Here is a 13,877-nt window from a genome sequence, read left to right on the forward strand (position 1 = left end):
TCATCTTCACGTTCGCCAGCTCGACACCCGTGCCATCCGCCTTCACCCGCGGCTTCACGTTGTAGTCGATCACCCGCTTCACGCAGACCAGGGCTTTCATTGCACTCACGCCTTTCCCAACGGTTTCGCCGTCCTGTAATTCACGCTTACGTAAACGTCAACTAGCCTTCCTGGCAGGCGGTTCATTCCATCTCGAGGATGATCGCGTCCACCGCCAGGCTTTCGCCGGCCTTGGCACGCACTGCTTTGACTTTGCCGCTCTTTTCGGCGCGCAGAATGTTTTCCATCTTCATCGCCTCGACCACGGCAAGCGGCTGCCCCGCTTCCACGCTGTCGCCTTCGGCCACGTTGAGCGACACCAGCAGGCCGGGCATCGGGCAGATCAGGAAGCGCGAGAGATCGGGCGGCACCTTTTCGATCATGTGCGTGGCATAGGGCGCCACGCGGGCGGGCAGGACCTGCACCTTGTGGATCGCGCCGCGCGTAGTCAGTTGGAAACCGCTGCGCGTCGGCTTGACCTTCACGCCCAGCACCGCGCCGTCCACCTCAGCCTCTACCAGCGTATCGCCGGGGGTATATTCCATCGCCAGATCAAGCGGCGTGCCATCGACGGTAACCTCGTCACCGGCCAGCGCCACGGCAAAGACCTGGCCACCCAGGGTGACCGACCATGCCGATGGCGGCCGCAGCCGCTTGCCCAACTGGCCATCCACCCGCCGGGCGCGATCGGCCCGCGCCGTCGCCAGGAACGCGGCAATGCCGGCCAGCGCGCGCTGCAGGGCTTCGTCGGCGGGGGCGCCGTGGAAGCCTTCGGGATATTCCTCGGCGATGAAGCCAGTGGTGAGTTCGCCCGAACGGAAGCGCGGATGCTGCATGATCGCGCTGACGAAATCGATGTTGTGGCCCAGGCCCTCGATCTCGAACGCGTCGAGCGCGGCGACCTGGCGGTCGGCGGCCTCGTCGCGCGTCTTGCCCCAGGTGACCAGCTTGGCGATCATCGGATCGTAGAACATCGAGACTTCGCCGCCTTCATAGACGCCGTCGTCCACGCGCACGCCGTCCACCCCGCGCCGGCCATTGGCCTGGCCGTCGTCGGTCCAGCCGGCAAGCGGCGGGCGATAGCGCACCAGGCGCCCGGTGGAGGGCAGGAAGCCGCGATAGGGATCTTCGGCATAGACGCGGTTTTCGATCGCCCAGCCATCGATGCCGATATCATCCTGCGTGAAAGCCAACATTTCGCCCGCGGCCACGCGGATCATCTGTTCCACCAGGTCGATCCCGGTGATCGCCTCGGTAACCGGGTGCTCCACCTGAAGGCGGGTGTTCATTTCCAGGAAGTAGAAAGACTGGCCGGTCTTGTCCGCGCCCGAAACGATCAGTTCGACCGTGCCGGCGGAATAATAGCCCACCGCGCGCGACAGGGCGACGCACTGTTCGCCCATGGCCTTGCGCATCTCCGGGCTGACGAAGGGCGAGGGGGCTTCCTCCACCACCTTTTGATGGCGGCGCTGGATCGAGCATTCGCGCTCGTTCAGGTAGAGGATGTTGCCGTGCTGATCGCCCAGGATCTGGATTTCGATGTGGCGCGGATTCTCGATGAACTTTTCGATGAACACGCGATCGTCGCCAAAGGAATTGAGTCCTTCGCGCTTCACGCTTTCAAAGCCCTCGCGCACGTCCTTTTCGGAAAAGGCGAGGCGCATGCCCTTGCCGCCACCGCCGGCCGAAGCCTTCATCATCACCGGATAGCCGATGTCGTTGGCGATGCGCACGGCATGGTCGGTATCGTCAATCTCGCCGACATAGCCGGGAACGACGTTGACGCCGGCGGCCTTGGCCAGCTTCTTGGATTCGATCTTGTCGCCCATCGCGGCGATCGCGCCGACGGGCGGTCCGATGAACGCGATGTTTTCGGCGGCCAGTGCCTCGGCAAAGCTGGTGCGCTCCGACAGGAAGCCATAGCCGGGATGCACCGCGTCGGCCCCGGTGGCCTTGCACGCGGCAATGATCTTGTCGGCAATCAGGTAGGATTGCGCGGCCGGGGCCGGGCCGATGTGCACGGCTTCATCGGCCATCTGCACAAACGGCGCGCGCGCGTCGGCGTCGGAATAGACGGCCACGGTGGCAATGCCCATGCGGCGCGCGGTCTTGATCACGCGGCAGGCGATTTCGCCGCGATTGGCGATAAGGATCTTCTTGAACATCGTCCTCTCCCGTCCCGTCACGCGTCGAGCGGCGGCATGTTGTGGCCCAGCAGGCGCAGCATATCGGCAGCGCATTCCACCACGTTCGATCCCGGGCCATAGATGCCCTGAACCCCGGCTTCGCGCAGGAAATCATAATCTTGCGGCGGGATCACGCCGCCCGCCACCACCTTGATGTCTCCCCGCCCGGCCTCGCGCAGGCGCGCGATGAGTTCGGGGATCAGCGTCTTGTGCCCAGCCGCCAGGGACGAGGCGCCGATCGCATCCACGTCGGTGGCAAGCGCCAGGACGCAGGTTTCTTCCGGCGTCTGGAACAGGGGGCCGCTGGTCACGTCAAAGCCCATGTCGCCAAATGCCGAGGCAATGACATTGGCGCCGCGATCGTGGCCGTCCTGGCCCATCTTGGCCACCAGCAGCCGGGGCTTGCGGCCCAGGCGCCGGGTCACGGCCTCGACGCCCTCGATCACCTGGGCATAGCGCTTGTCGGCCGCATAGGCCGCGCCATAGACACCCTTGACCGGGGTGGGCGTGGTGCCGTGGCGGCCGAACACCGCCTCCATGGCATCGGAAATCTCGCCCAGCGTGGCGCGATGGCGCGCGGCTTCGACGGCCAGGGCGAGGAGGTTGTGGGTGAGATCGGGGGTGGTTTGGATAGGCCCTTCGACAGGCTCAGGGCGAACGGTGTTCTGTTCCGCACCGTCCGTGATGGGGAAATCTTGTTTCCCCCCATCCGTTCGGGCTGAGCTTGTCGAAGCCCCCGCGCGCGCCGCCTCTGTAATGGCCTTGAGCGCAGCCTGCACGGCAGCTTCGTCGCGGCTGGCGCGCACCGCGTTGATGCGGGCGATCTGGCCGGCGCGCACGGCGTGGTTGTCCACTTCGAGCGTTTCGATGCGGTCTTCGGTGGCGAGGCGATACTTGTTGACGCCGACGATCACATCTTCGCCCTTGTCGACGCGGGCCTGGCGGGCGGCGGCGGCTTCCTCGATCATCGCCTTCGGCCAGCCAGCGGCCACTGCCTTGGCCATGCCACCTTCGGCCTCGACGCGCTCGATGATGGCCCAGGCCTGGTCGACCAGCTGTGCGGTAAGCGCTTCGATGTAGTACGACCCGCCGAGCGGATCGACCACGTTGCACATGCCCGTTTCTTCCTGGATCACGATCTGGGTATTGCGGGCGATGCGCGCGGAAAAGTCGGTCGGCAGCGCGATCGCTTCATCGAGCGCATTGGTGTGCAGCGACTGCGTGCCGCCCAGCATCGCGGCCATTGCCTCGATCGTGGTGCGGATGACGTTGTTGTAGGGGTCCTGCTCCTGCAGGCTGACGCCCGAGGTCTGGCAGTGGGTGCGCAGCATCTTGCTGCGTTCGTCCCTGGCGCCCAGTTGCGTCATCGCGCGGTGCCACAGCACGCGTGCGGCGCGCAGCTTGGCCACTTCCATGAAGAAGTTCATGCCGATGGCAAAGAAGAACGACAGCCGCCCGGCGAACCTGTCGATGTCGAGGCCAGAGGCGACGCCATACTTCACATATTCCATGCCGTCGGCAATGGTGAAGGCCAGTTCCTGCACCTGCGTGGCGCCGGCTTCCTGCATGTGATAGCCGGAAATCGAGATCGAATTGAACTTGGGCATCCGTGCCGAGGTGAAGGCAAAGATGTCCGAGATGATCCGCATCGAGGGTTCGGGCGGATAGATATAGGTGTTGCGGACCATGAACTCCTTCAGAATGTCGTTCTGAATGGTTCCGTCCAGCTTTTCGGTGGGAACGCCCTGTTCCTCGCCCGCGACGATGAAGAACGCCAGGATCGGGATCACCGCGCCGTTCATCGTCATCGACACCGACATCTGGTCGAGCGGGATGCCGTCGAACAGGATCTTCATGTCCTCGACGCTGTCGATCGCCACGCCGGCCTTGCCCACGTCACCCACCACGCGCGGATGGTCACTGTCATAGCCGCGGTGGGTGGCCAGATCGAACGCCACCGACAGGCCCTTTTGCCCGGCGGCCAGGTTGCGGCGATAGAACGCGTTGGATTCCTCGGCCGTGGAGAAGCCGGCATATTGCCGGATCGTCCAGGGGCGGCCGGCATACATGCTGGCGCGCACACCGCGCGTGAACGGGGCAAAGCCGGGCAGGCCGGGGTCTGTCGCCACGTCATCGGCGGTATAGAGCGGCTTGACCGCGATGCCTTCGGGCGTGTGCCAGGTGAGGTCCTTGCCCTTCACCTCCTTGGCGGCAAGGGCTTCCCAGTCTTTAATGGTCCCCACGGGGCGTCTCCATGATTTCGGTCAGCTGGCCCAGCATGTCCTTGGGGTGCAGGAAAAAGATCGGCGTGCCGTGGGCACCGATCCGCGTTGGGCCGAGGATGCGCTTGCCCTGCGCGGTGAACCAGGCGCGCGCGGCCTCGATGTCTGCCACCTCGTAGCACAGGTGGTGCTGCCCGCCGGCCGGGTTCTTGGCAATGAAGCCGGCGATCGGGCTGGTTTCACCCAGCGGTTCGATCAGTTCGATCTGCGTGCCGGCAGTGCCCGCTTCACCCGGCGTGTTGACGAATGCCACTTTCACGCCCTGCTCGGGCATGTCGAACGGCGCGGTGATCAGGCTCGCGCCCATCACCTCGCGGTAATAGGCGATGGCGTCGTGCATCGAAGGCACCGCCACGCCGACGTGGTTCAAACGACCAAGCTTCATGGGATTGCGCGCCTTCTTACAGCGGAATGTTGTCGTGCTTCTTCCACGGGTTTTCGAGTTGCTTGCCGCGCAGCTTGCGCAAGGCGAGCGCGATGCGCCGGCGCGTGGAATGCGGGTGGATCACCTCGTCGACAAAGCCCTTGGACGCAGCCACGAACGGGTTGGCAAAGCGGTCTTCGTATTCCTTGGTCTTGGCCGCGATCTCTTCGGGGCCCAGCCCGCGGAAGATGATTTCCACTGCGCCCTTGGCGCCCATCACCGCGATTTCGGCCGTGGGCCAGGCATAGTTCAAATCACCGCGCAGGTGCTTGGACGCCATCACGTCATAGGCGCCGCCATAGGCCTTGCGCGTGATCACGGTGATCTTGGGCACGGTGGCCTCGCCATAGGCGAACAGCAGCTTGGCACCGTGCTTGATGATGCCGCCCAATTCCTGCGCGGTGCCGGGCAGGAAGCCGGGCACGTCGACAAAGGTCAGGATGGGAATGTCGAACGCATCGCAGAACCGCACGAAGCGCGCGGCCTTCTTGGACGAGTTGATATCGAGCACGCCGGCCAGCACCAGCGGCTGGTTGGCCACCACGCCCACGGTGCGGCCTTCGATCCGGCCGAAGCCGCACAGGATATTGGCCGCGTGGCCCGGCTGGATTTCAAAGAAATCGCCCTCATCCAGCACTTTGGTGATCACCTCGTGCATGTCGTAGGGCTGGGTGGGCGAAGCCGGGATCAGCGTGTCGAGGCTTTCCTCCAGGCGGTCCCACGGGTCGGACGTGGGCCGCTCGGGCACGCCGGTGCGGTTGGTGAGCGGCAGGTAATCGAAGAATTCGCGCGCCGTCAGCAGCGCTTCGATATCGTTTTCCAACGCCAGATCGGCGACCGAGGTCTTGGTCGAATGCGTGATCGCGCCGCCCAGTTCCTCTTGCGTGACGATCTCGTTGGTCACCGTCTTGACCACGTCGGGGCCGGTGACGAACATGTAGCTGGAATCCTTCACCATGAAGATGAAGTCGGTCATCGCCGGGGAATAGACGGCGCCGCCCGCGCACGGCCCCATGATCAGCGAGAGCTGCGGCACCACGCCTGAGGCCAGCACGTTGCGCTGGAAAATCTCGGCATAGCCGCCGAGCGAGGCGACACCTTCCTGAATGCGCGCGCCGCCCGAATCGTTGATGCCGATCACCGGCGCGCCCACTTTCAGCGCCATGTCCATGATCTTGCAAATCTTCATCGCGTGGCGTTCGGACACCGCGCCACCGAACACGGTAAAGTCCTGCGAAAACACGAAGACCAGGCGGCCATTGATGGTGCCCGATCCGGTCACCACGCCATCGCCGGGAATGGTGTTTTCTGGCATGCCGAAATCGACGCAGTTGTGCTCCACATAGGCGTCGATCTCTTCGAAGCTGTCTTCGTCGAGCAGGATGTCGAGCCGCTCGCGCGCGGTCAGCTTGCCCTTGGCGTGCTGGGCATCGATCCGGCGCTGGCCGCCACCCAGGCGCGCGGCGGCGCGGCGGCGTTCCATCTCGGCAATGTTGGCTGACATGGCATCTCTCGCTTTGCAAGTTTGCAGAATTGGCTCCGCGATGCCGTAGGGCGGCGGCGCTGTCCAATGTTAATCTGTAAAGTTGCGAAGCGATACTTTGCAAAGCGCGGGCTGCGTGATAGCCCGCATGGCACCATGGCACGCCGTCCTCTCTTTGCCGGGCAACCCTTGCGCGCGCTGCGCCAGCGCCGCGCCCTGCGCCAGGCCGATATGGCCGGCATGCTCGGCATCAGCGCGTCCTATCTCTCGCAACTGGAAAACGACGAGCGGCCGCTGACGCCCGCGCTGACCGACACGCTGATGGCAACGTTCCCGGTCGATTGGGCAGACCTTGCACCGCCCGCGGCCGATGACCTGGCCGAGGCACTGCGCGGGGCGCTGGCCGATCCGCATCTCTCTGCCAGCCCGCCGGGCGAACAGATCGAGCGGCTGGCCCGGCAGTTTCCCGATCTGGCGCGGCAGGTGGTGCAGTTGCACGGGCTCTATACGCAAACCCGCCAGAGGCTCGACATGATGGACGAGACCATCGGCGCGAGCCTGGCCGCGGGCGGGCGCCTGCCGTGGGAGGAAGTGCGCGACTGGTTCCACCATGCCGGCAACTATGTCGATGCGCTCGATCGCGGGGCCGAAGACCTGGCGGCGCGGATCGGGCAGGGCGAGCCGTCGCCCGATATTGCCCAGATGCAGGCCTGGCTGGCGGGCGAAGGGGTGAGCGTGGTGTGGCGTGGCGGCGGCCCGGTGCGGCGCTATGATGCGCCGCGCCGCACGCTCACGCTCGATTCCACCCAGCCGCTCGAATCCAGCCGGTTCCAGCTTGCTTATCAGGTCTGCGCCATCGCGCTGGCCGATGCGATCGCGCAGATCGTGGCGCATGCGCCCCTGCGCAGCGAAGCGGCGCGGCACCTTTTGGCGGTGGGCCTGGGCAACTATGCCGCAGGCGCGCTGACCATGCCCTACACCGCCTTTGCCCAGGCGGCGCGGGCGCTGCGCCATGATGTCGATCGGCTGCGCCAGCCGTTCCACACCAGTTTCGAGCAGGTGTGCCACCGCCTGTCCACGCTGCAACGCCCGCAGGCGCGCGGCATTCCGGTGTTTTTCTGCCGGGTGGACATGGCCGGCAACGTGACCAAGCGCCATTCCGCCACGCGGCTGCAGTTCGGCCGCTATGGTGGGGCCTGCCCCTTGTGGATCGTGCACGAGGCGGTGGCCATTCCCGATCGCATTCACGTGCAACTGGCCGAAATGCCCGACGGCGTGCGCTATGTCTCGATCGCCAAGGGCCTGGTGAAGCCATCGGGTTCCTATTACCGCCCGTCGCGCCGCTATGCCGTGGCGCTGGGCTGTGAAGCGGCGCTGGCCAGCGAGTTCGTCTATGCCGACGGGCTCAACCTGGCGAGCGACGAGGCGGTGGCGCGGATCGGTGCATCGTGCCGCACTTGCCCGCGCGATACCTGCGACCAGCGGGCATTTCCGCCCAGCGACCGGGCCATTGCCGTCGATCCGGCGCAGCGCGATCGCGTGCCCTACCGCATCGTCACGGGTTAGGCGGCGTGGCGAATCGGTCGTTTCCTGGCCTGGGTTGACGCCATGCCCGGCGGGCCGGTTGGTCACATTAGGGTCGATTAATTTTCGTTACCGTGACAAAACCTCGCAAAACCGGGGGGTTTCTGGCATGTGGCGGGGCATGCGAAGGTATTTGTTAACCATTGTCTGCAAGACCTCTAGAGAGATTACTAAGGGGTTTGGGCTATGCGGGCAGATGCAAAGGTCTTGTTGGATCGGTTGGGGAAAAGCGATTTTCGCTATCGCGAATTCGTCGACCGCTTCGCCGATCTGGAAAGCTGGCCGATCTTCGAGGCGCTGCTCAAGGACCCGCGCATCATGCCGCAGGACGATGCTTCGGCCATCGCGGCGGCCATGCCCGGTGACAGCGCCCGCCTGCCCGCGCCCCGCGCCCAGGCTCGTCCCGAGATCCGCCCTGAAGCTCGTGCCGAAGCCCGCCCCGAACAAGCCCCGGTGGCCGCTGCGATGACGCCAGCTGAGCGTGTTGCCGAGCCTGTGGCCGCCCCGGTGGCGATTGCCCCATCCGATCCCGTGCCGCTGCCGACCAAGCCTGCCGCCACGCCCAGCCTGTTTGGCCGCTATGGCCGCCCCGATCGCGCCCAGAACATCCGCTCGCTGCTGCAGCGCCTGTCCGATGCGGTCGAAGGGGGAGACGCCTGATGGCCCTGATCCTGTTCCACAGCCCGCGCGGCGGCACTGGCACGTCGTTCCTGGCGGCCACCACCGCGATCGCCCTGTCGCGCGCCGGGCACGATGTCACCGCGCTCGATCTGGCGCAGAGCGGCACGCTGCAGTTGCACTTCGGGATCGGCCCGGGTGAAGCGCTGCCCCCGCTCGATGCCCCGGCCGAGGATACGGCCAGCGCATCGGTTCAGGGTGTGGCGCTGCGCAGCGCGGCGGCCCTGGCCCGCCAGCCCGATTTTGCCGAAGCGCTTGCCAAGGGCGAGATCGGCTTTGGCGGCGAGCAGTTGTTCGTGGCCGACATTTCCAGCGCCGATCGCCACTTGCGCGATCTGCTGCTGCCCTATGCCGTGCTGGAAATCTGCCCGCTGACGGCGACCGCCGAATGCCTGATGATGCTCCCGGCGGTCAACGATACCGGTCTGGCCAAGACCCGCTTCGTGATGAGCATGGTGGAAGACACCCGCCGCTTTGCCCGCCATTCGGTGGGCTTCCTGCGCGAACTGCTGGGCGATCGCCTGCTCGGCCAGGTGCGCCGCGACGAGGCCGTGATCGAGGCCGGCGCCATGCTGCAGCCGCTGGGCCGCTATGCCCCGCACAGCGCAGCCCTGGCCGATACCATCGCGCTGGGCGAATGCGTGGCCGAACTGATTGCCGAAATCCTGGATGACGAGGGCGCCGACCTGCCCGAAGACGATGCCGCCGCACCCGCTGGCCAGACCGGAAAGAACCGCGCCGCATGATCGCCTTGTTCCGCAATCCCGCAAACCTCCTGCGGCTGGGCACGTTCGTCCTGCTGGCGCTGACCGCGCTGGTGGTGATCGGCGTGCCGCTTGATCTCAAGCAGCAGTGGATGCTGGCTGGCGGAACGATCGTGGGCATGATGGCGCTGTCGCGCTGGAAATCGCGCAAGGGTTCGCTGGCGATCGGCATCCTCGCGATCATTACCTCTACCCGCTATATCTTCTGGCGCACCACGCAGACGCTCTCTTTCGGCACGCCGCTGGAATTCCTGTTCGGCACCGGGCTTTACCTGGCCGAACTCTATGCCTGGGTGCTGCTGATCCTGGGTTTTCTGCAGACCACCTGGCCGCTGGAGCGCCCGGTTGCGGAAATCGAGGGCGAGCCCGACACCTGGCCGACGGTGGACGTCTATGTCCCCACCTATAACGAGAGCCTGGATATCGTGCGCAACACCGTGTTCGCCGCGATGGACATGGATTACCCGCACGACCGCTTCAACGTCTATATCCTGGACGACGGCCGCCGCCCGGAATTCCGCGCCTTTGCCCGCGAGGCCGGCTGCGGCTACATCACGCGCGACAACAACCTGCACGCCAAGGCGGGCAATCTCAACGCGGCGATGAAGAAGACCGAGGGCGAACTGATCGCGATCTTCGATTGCGACCACGTGCCCACGCGCGCCTTCCTGCAGCTGACCGTGGCCTATTTTCAGAAGGAGCGGAAGCTGGCGCTGATGCAGACGCCGCACTTCTTCTATTCGCCCGATCCGGTGCAGCGCAACCTGGCCACGGCCAAGCACATGCCGGGCGAAGGCGATCTGTTCTATGGCCCGGTGCAGGGCGGCAACGACCTGTGGAACGCCACGTTCTTCTGCGGCAGCTGCGCGGTGATCCGCCGCGAGGCGCTGATGGAAACCAACGGCTTTGCCGGCGAAACGGTGACCGAAGACGCGCACACCGCCTTGAAGCTGCAGCGCACCGGCTGGTCCACCGCCTATATCAGCGCGCGCCTTTCGGCGGGCCTCGCCACCGAGCGCCTGGTGCTGCACATCGGCCAGCGCATCCGCTGGGCACGCGGGATGACGCAGATCCTGCGCATCGAAAACCCGCTGCTTGGCCCCGGCCTCAAGTGGCAGCAGCGCCTGTGCTATCTCAATGCGATGCTGCACTTCCAGTTTCCGCTGCCGCGCATCTGCTTCCTGACCAGCCCGCTCGCCTACCTGATCTTTGGCCAGAACATCATCGCCGCGTCGGCCTCGCTGATCTTTGCCTATGCCGCGCCGCACCTGTTCTGCTCGCAGGTCACTTCGGAACGCTCGCAGGCCGGCGAACGCCGCCCGTTCTGGGGCGAGGTCTATGAAACGATCCTGGCCTTCCACCTGGTAGCGCCCACGGTGATGACCTGGTTCAACCCGCGCAAGGGCAAGTTCAACGTGACCGACAAGGGCGACCTGCTCGATCGCACGTTCTTCGACTGGGCCATCGTCAAGCCGCACATGATCTGCATGGCCACGATCGTGTTCGGCATCCTGCTGGCGATCGGCAAGCGCGTTTTCTTCCAGCACCTGTTCAACGTGCAGCTCGATACCCTGGCGCTCAACGTCGCCTGGGCCACCTTCAGCCTGATCATCCTGACCGCTGCCGTGTCGGTGGCGCGCGAAACCCGGCAGGCCCGCCAGACCATCCGCGTAACTGCCGAACTGCCTGTGGCTGTTCACTTTTCCTCGGGCCATGTGGTTGATGGCACCACGATCGACATCTCGATGGGTGGGGCCGCGATCGAACTGCCGCCCGAACTGCCGGTGGGCGATGCCACGGTGACCGATATCGTCCTGGCGATGGGCGATGATCGCCTGGCCGTGCCGGTGGAAACCGTGCGCCGCACGCGTGGCCGTGCATTTGTCCGCTATCAGCCGCTTGACACACTGGGCCAGCGTAGGCTTGTTCGTGCCGTTATGGGACGGGCGGACGCCTGGCAGCGCGCCGCGCCGCCAGAGATTGTGCCTGGCTTGCGTTCGCTGAGGGATATTCTGGTGGTCGATGGCTTGACGATCAAGCGCCTGCTCTTGCTCAATCGTGCCGAACGCAAGGCCGCCAAGGAAGAGCAGCGCCGTCTTGCCGAAGCGGCCAAGCTGGCGCGCGCGGCCGAGGAAAAGGCCAAGGCCGATGCCAAGCTGGCCGAAGGGCAGGGCAAGCGCAAGAAGCGCGCCAGCCTGGCTGCTGCCGCCGCGATGCTCCTGGCCATGCCGCTGGTCGGCACGCTGCTGGCCCCGCAGCAGGCCCAGGCCGCCACGGCGCCGGCCGGCGCTGCGCCCGCCGCTGCCGCCTCGGGCGGCGGCGTTTCGCGTGAACGGCTGACGCTCAAGGACCTGCGCATCAAGAACGCCGTGCGGCTCCAGGGCACGCGCGGCGAAATCTCCATTCCGTTCGGCGTGCGCAAGAACCAGGTGGTGACCGATGCGTCGATCACCCTGCAACTGGCCTGGTCGCCGGCGATGCTGGGCGATCTCTCGCAGCTGGTCGTGCTGGTGAACGGCGAAGTGGTGCAGACCGTGCCGCTGCGCCCGCAGGATTCTGGCGGCCAGGTGCTGACCCTGCCGATCAACCCGGCGCTGTTCCTGCCCGGTGACAACCAGTTGAACCTGCGCCTGATCGGGCACTATGCCCGCGATTGCGAAGATCCATTCAATTCGGTGCTCTGGGCCAATGTCAGCAACACGCGCTCGTGGCTGGACCTGACCACCCAGGCCCTGCCCAACGTGCCCGACCTGTCGCACCTGCCCGGGCCGTTTTTCGATCGTGCGCTCAACACCACGCTCAAGATGCCGTTCGTGTTCGCCGGCCAGCCCCACAAGGGTGAGCTTGAGGCCTCTGCTGCCATGGCCGGCTGGCTCGGTTCGATGGCCAGCTATCGCGGATTCTCGTTCCAGCCACTCTTTGGGCAGATGCCCATGGGCAACGCGATCGCCTTCCTCAAATCGGGGCAGAGCCTGCCCGGTCTCAACATGACGGTCAGCGGCCCTTCGGCCGCCGTCGTGCGTAACCCGCGCGATCCCTATGGCACCGTGCTGGTGATCATGGGGCGTGACGATGGCGAACTGCGCCTGGCGGCTGCTGCGGTCTCGTCGGGCCGCGGCGTGTTTGGCGGGGCGCGGATGAATTTCGATGGCGCCCGCGTACCCAGCTATCCGCGCTATGGTGCGCCGCGCTGGATCACCACCGATCACGCCGTCAAGCTGGGCGAGATCATGGAGCCCTATGCGCTCCAGGGCATGGGCCTGCCGCCGGGCCCGCTGACGGCACGTTTTCGCGTCGCGCCAGACCTGTTCTTCTGGCCGCGCCAGGGCGGCACGCTCAACCTCATCTATCGCTATCCGCTGGCCAAGTGGATGGATCGCAAGGCCTCGCGCCTTGATATCTCGATCAACAGCCAGTTCCTCAAGACCCTGCCGCTGGCCGGCAGCTGGTGGAGCGACTGGTTCGGATCGAAGGGCGCCAACAGCTTTGACGGTTCGGCCAGCCTTACCCTGCCGCGCTACAACCTGTTCGGGCAGAACGATCTGGTTTTCGATTACAACCTGATCCTGGCCGACAAGCAGAAGTGCACCGGCACGCTGCCTGATAATGTGCGCGTGGCGGTCGATCCGGCCTCGACCATCGATCTCAGCCACGCCTATCACGCGCTGGAAATGCCTGACCTCGCCACATTCGCGGGCGCGGGCTATCCCTTCACGATTCGCCCTGACCTGGGCGAAACCACCGTGCTGATGAGCCGCAATCCCACGCCGGCCTCGGTTCAGGCGTTCCTCAACCTGATGGGCCGGTTTGGTGACAGCACCGGGATTGCGCCCACCGGAGTGACCGTGGCCGATGGCGTCGATCCCGATCGGCTGTCGAGCCAGGATATCCTGGTGATCGGCAGCTCGGCGATCGCCGGGGCTGGCCAGGTCTTTGCCAATGCGCCGCTGCATTGGGACGGGCACGGGCTGAAAGTGGCTGAAAAAAGCCCCCTGCAATATGTTTCCGCGCTGTTTTCCGATCGTGGCCTCACCAACGAGGCCGATGTCGAGCCGATGATCCACGCTGCGCGCGGGTTTGCCGGTATTGTCAGCTTCCAGTCTCCCTATGCGTCGGATCGCACGGTGGTGGCGCTGGTGGCCGATGATGCGGCCGATCTGCCCCCGCTGGTCGATGGCATGGCCGATTCCAAGATCAACGCCCAGATCCAGGGTGACCTGTCGGTTGCCACGGGCGATGGCATGTCGAGCTTTGCCATCGGGTCCACCTATTGGGTCGGCAGCCTGCCGATCTGGATGAAGGTGGCCTTCTGGTTCAGCCAACGCCCCTTGCTCATGGCGTTCGGCACGCTCATTCTGGCATTGGGGCTCACTGGCCCAGCTTACGCCTATTTCCGCCGCCAGGCTCGTCTGCGTCTGGGTGCAAAGGATGAATGAG

The 13,877-nt window shown here is 65.4% G+C and carries 8 protein-coding genes and 1 pseudogene; 4 read left to right on the forward strand and 5 right to left on the reverse strand.

Annotation, left to right across the window (positions count from 1 at the left end; translation table 11 throughout):
* The 5 genes and pseudogenes from C8K14_RS19825 to C8K14_RS19845 form a co-directional block, all read right to left on the reverse strand.
* Positions 1-100 (reverse strand): annotated as a pseudogene (locus tag C8K14_RS19825) (electron transfer flavoprotein subunit beta/FixA family protein); the annotation flags it as partial.
* Between the two features lie 82 nt (positions 101-182).
* Entirely contained in the window at positions 183-2,204 is a 2,022-nt protein-coding gene (locus tag C8K14_RS19830) for an acetyl/propionyl/methylcrotonyl-CoA carboxylase subunit alpha (protein WP_107718646.1), read from the reverse strand.
* A gap of 17 nt (positions 2,205-2,221) precedes the next feature.
* On the reverse strand, positions 2,222-4,468 hold the full coding sequence (gene scpA / locus C8K14_RS19835; RefSeq protein ID WP_107718648.1) for a methylmalonyl-CoA mutase: 2,247 nt from the start codon (positions 4,466-4,468) through the stop codon (positions 2,222-2,224).
* Positions 4,455-4,892 carry a methylmalonyl-CoA epimerase gene (gene mce, locus C8K14_RS19840; RefSeq protein ID WP_062788632.1) on the reverse strand — a complete coding sequence of 146 codons (438 nt, stop codon included), beginning with the start codon at positions 4,890-4,892 and terminating at the stop codon, positions 4,455-4,457. Before mce ends, scpA begins: the two co-directional genes overlap by 14 nt.
* A gap of 16 nt (positions 4,893-4,908) precedes the next feature.
* On the reverse strand, positions 4,909-6,435 hold the full coding sequence (locus C8K14_RS19845; RefSeq protein WP_022676653.1) for an acyl-CoA carboxylase subunit beta: 1,527 nt from the start codon (positions 6,433-6,435) through the stop codon (positions 4,909-4,911).
* Between the two features lie 135 nt (positions 6,436-6,570).
* On the opposite strand from C8K14_RS19845, the gene C8K14_RS19850 reads away from it, so the two are divergent.
* From C8K14_RS19850 to bcsA, 4 genes are all read left to right on the forward strand, one after another.
* Entirely contained in the window at positions 6,571-7,980 is a 1,410-nt protein-coding gene (locus tag C8K14_RS19850) for a short-chain fatty acyl-CoA regulator family protein (RefSeq protein WP_054131823.1), read from the forward strand.
* 204 nt (positions 7,981-8,184) lie between these two features.
* Positions 8,185-8,658, forward strand: coding sequence for a hypothetical protein (locus tag C8K14_RS19855; RefSeq protein WP_107718649.1), 474 nt, complete (start codon positions 8,185-8,187; stop codon positions 8,656-8,658).
* Positions 8,658-9,422 (forward strand): cellulose synthase operon protein YhjQ/BcsQ, encoded by a 765-nt coding sequence (locus C8K14_RS19860; RefSeq protein ID WP_054131825.1) that lies wholly within the window; start codon positions 8,658-8,660, stop codon positions 9,420-9,422. Before C8K14_RS19855 ends, C8K14_RS19860 begins: the two co-directional genes overlap by 1 nt.
* Positions 9,419-13,876, forward strand: a complete 4,458-nt coding sequence (bcsA, locus tag C8K14_RS19865) for a UDP-forming cellulose synthase catalytic subunit (RefSeq protein ID WP_107718651.1) — start codon at positions 9,419-9,421, stop codon at positions 13,874-13,876. Before C8K14_RS19860 ends, bcsA begins: the two co-directional genes overlap by 4 nt.
* Position 13,877 lies beyond the last annotated feature (1 nt).

It is taken from the genome of Novosphingobium sp. GV079 (assembly GCF_003058045.1).
Lineage (GTDB): Bacteria > Pseudomonadota > Alphaproteobacteria > Sphingomonadales > Sphingomonadaceae > Novosphingobium > Novosphingobium capsulatum.

Excerpts from the sequence above, each read along its gene's own strand:
- C8K14_RS19830 (WP_107718646.1), bottom strand. The coding sequence starts at position 2,204 with ATGTTCAAGAAGATCCTTATCGCCAATCGCGGCGAAATCGCCTGCCGC.
- mce (WP_062788632.1), bottom strand. The coding sequence starts at position 4,892 with ATGAAGCTTGGTCGTTTGAACCACGTCGGCGTGGCGGTGCCTTCGATG.
- C8K14_RS19845 (WP_022676653.1), bottom strand. The coding sequence starts at position 6,435 with ATGTCAGCCAACATTGCCGAGATGGAACGCCGCCGCGCCGCCGCGCGC.
- C8K14_RS19850 (WP_054131823.1), top strand. The coding sequence starts at position 6,571 with ATGGCACGCCGTCCTCTCTTTGCCGGGCAACCCTTGCGCGCGCTGCGC.
- C8K14_RS19855 (WP_107718649.1), top strand. The coding sequence starts at position 8,185 with ATGCGGGCAGATGCAAAGGTCTTGTTGGATCGGTTGGGGAAAAGCGAT.
- C8K14_RS19860 (WP_054131825.1), top strand. The coding sequence starts at position 8,658 with ATGGCCCTGATCCTGTTCCACAGCCCGCGCGGCGGCACTGGCACGTCG.
- bcsA (WP_107718651.1), top strand. The coding sequence starts at position 9,419 with ATGATCGCCTTGTTCCGCAATCCCGCAAACCTCCTGCGGCTGGGCACG.